Consider the following 2,181-nt stretch of genomic DNA (forward strand, 5'->3'; position numbering starts at 1 on the left):
CGACGCTGCCGGTGCTGCTGATCCCGGCGGCCGCCAACGCGGACGAGCCGGCTGCCTGAGCGGCGTTCGGCACGCGCGGCCGGTCGCGACGTTTTGTCACCCGACAGCGGCAACTTGCGGTGGGACAATGATTTCGTCGATCCAACGCTGGAGTAAACGATCATGCTGACGCCCGTCGCCACCCGCCCCGCCGCCGTGCCCCATACCGGTAGCTGGGCTCCCCGCCAGGCCGCACACTGCTCGTCGTGCGCGATGCGGCACCTGTGCATGCCGCAGGGTCTGGCGCCCGAAGCGCTCAGCCGCCTCGAGTCGGTCATCTGCGCGGCACGCCCGGTCAAGCGCGGCGAAGCGCTGTTCCGCGAAGGCGACGCATTCGACAACCTGTACGCAGTGCGCTCGGGTTCGCTGAAAACCGTCGCGACGCGCCATGACGGCCGCGAACAGGTCACGGGCCTGCATCTCGCCGGCGAAGCGCTCGGCCTCGACGGCATCTGCGACGATACGCACCCGCGCACCGCGGTCGCGCTGGAAGACAGCTCGGTCTGCGTGATTCCGTACAGCGCGCTCAAGGCGCTGTGTTCGGAAGCCGGCTCGATGCAATTGCGCATGCACAAGCTGATGAGCGAACAGATCGTGCGCGAAACGTCGCAAACGATGCTGCTCGGTTCGCTGAATGCCGAAGAGCGCGTCGCCGCTTTCCTGCTCGACGTGTCGTCGCGCTACCTGAAGCGCGGCTACTCGCCGTCGGAATTCAACCTGCGAATGACGCGCGAGGACATCGGCAGCTATCTCGGCATGACGCTCGAAACGGTCAGCCGCACGCTGTCGAAATTCCAGAAGCGCGGCCTGATCGAAATGCAGGGCCGTCACGTGCAGATCGTCGACTTCGACGGCCTGCAGCACGTCTGACGCCGCACGGCGCACACGTCGCGCGCACCGCCTGCATCACGTCGCCGCTCAATCGAGAAACAGCGCGGCGCGCGCCNNCACCCGCCGCCAGCTGGCGGTCGACCATCCGGTCCGGGCACATCCCCCATCCCAATCCCGTTTCGCATGCGCGTAGATAGCCCGCGACGTGCGGTATCCAGTGCTGCGGCGGATCGAGATCCGCACGCGTCACGCGCCGGATGAAACGCGCCTGCAACCCGTCCTTCGGATTGAACATCACGCACGGCGCGCGGCGCAGCGCATCACGCGTGATCCCCGCGTCGAAATAGCGTGCATAAAACGCCGGCGAGCACACCGCGCGATAGCGGATCCTCCCGAGCCGCTCCGACCGGCATCCCTGGATCGGCTCGGCCTGCGCGGTCACCGCGCCCTGCACGCTGCCGTCGCGGATGCGCGAGGCCGTGTAATCCTGATCGTCGATCACGAGATCGAGCAGCGTCTCGCGCGCGGTGCAGAACGGCCCGACCGCGTCGATGAACCACGTCGCGACGCTATCGTCGTTGACGGCCACGCGCAACGTCGGCCACGCGCTCGCGATCTGGCCCGGCAATGCGGGCATCCGGCCGCCCAGTTCGGCTTCCAGCAGCTGCACGCGTTCGGTATGCCGGCACAGCAGCGCGCCCGACGTGGTCGCGACACACGGCTGCCCGCGCTTGACGAGCACGCTGCCGACCCGTTCCTCCAGCAGCTTCACGCGCTGCGACACAGCCGACGGCGTGACGTTCAGCTCCTTGGCCGCCCGCTCGAACGAACCGTGCCGGATCACGGCCGCGAGGGCATCGAGCAACGCGTAGTCGAGCATTAGATTTCCTTAATCCGCATTAGGTGATTTAGCTTCTCTTATTCCTGTGCTGACCGCAGACTAGCGCTACCCGATTCATTCGTCTACTGCTTCCACGGCTGTCCCCCTCATGAACTGGCTTGCTTTTTCCCACGGCGCCGCACTGTGCGCGTCGCTCATCGTCACCATCGGCGCGCAGAACGCGTTCGTGCTGCGCCAGGGCATCATGCGCTCGCACGTCGGCAAGATCGTGCTGCTGTGCGCGGTGTCCGACATGATCCTGATCGGCGCGGGGGTCGGTGGCGCTTCGGTGCTCGTCGAGCGCTATCCGACTTTCGTCCATGCGGTGCTGTACGTCGGCCTCGCGTATCTCGCGTGGTTCGGCATCAACGCGCTGCGCCGTGCGTTCAAGCCGGGCCACGACACGCTCGACGTGCGCGGCGACGCGGTCG

2 protein-coding genes and 1 pseudogene are annotated in these 2,181 nt (G+C 66.9%); 2 read left to right on the forward strand and 1 reads right to left on the reverse strand.

Annotated elements, in window-relative coordinates; translation table 11 throughout:
• Positions 1–162 precede the first annotated feature (162 nt).
• Positions 163–909 (forward strand): fumarate/nitrate reduction transcriptional regulator Fnr, encoded by a 747-nt coding sequence (gene fnr / locus A9Z05_RS29875; RefSeq protein WP_069621242.1) that lies wholly within the window; start codon positions 163–165, stop codon positions 907–909.
• 78 nt (positions 910–987) lie between these two features.
• On the opposite strand, the pseudogene A9Z05_RS29880 reads toward fnr, so the two are convergent.
• Positions 988–1,750: pseudogene (locus tag A9Z05_RS29880) on the reverse strand (LysR family transcriptional regulator ArgP); the annotation flags it as partial.
• 109 nt (positions 1,751–1,859) lie between these two features.
• Here A9Z05_RS29880 and A9Z05_RS38120 point away from each other — a divergent pair.
• A partial coding sequence (locus A9Z05_RS38120) for a LysE/ArgO family amino acid transporter (RefSeq protein ID WP_256122126.1) occupies positions 1,860–2,181 on the forward strand: 322 nt, incomplete at its 3' end.

Source organism: Burkholderia sp. A2 (genome assembly GCF_001729305.1).
GTDB lineage: Bacteria > Pseudomonadota > Gammaproteobacteria > Burkholderiales > Burkholderiaceae > Burkholderia > Burkholderia sola.